Consider the following 271-nt stretch of genomic DNA (forward strand, 5'->3'; position numbering starts at 1 on the left):
GCCCACTCCAGAAGCTCGGCAAATTCCGGGGTCGGCCGGGGCTCGATGAGGGGGGGCTGTCCCAGAATCACCTCGCCGGTGGCGCCGTCGATGGAGAAGACGGTCCCCTCGGGATAGCTCTCTCCCCGGATCTCGATTTGGCGCGCCTCCAGATTGATCTGCAGCGCCTCACAGCCGCAAACACAGGGCTTGCCCGCACCCCTGGCCACGACGGCGGCGTGGCTGGTCATGCCGCCGCGGCTTGTGAGGATCCCCCGGGCAGCATAAATTC

1 protein-coding gene is annotated in these 271 nt (G+C 67.2%); it reads right to left on the minus strand.

What is annotated here, in order from left to right:
• Positions 1 to 230 (minus strand): PEP-utilizing enzyme (locus tag FQ664_RS26080; protein WP_256676102.1); only part of this gene is annotated, 230 nt, incomplete at its 3' end.
• Positions 231 to 271 lie beyond the last annotated feature (41 nt).

Origin of the sequence: Pseudomonas persica (assembly GCF_900291015.1) — a bacterium.
Classification (GTDB): Bacteria; Pseudomonadota; Gammaproteobacteria; order Pseudomonadales; family Pseudomonadaceae; genus Aquipseudomonas.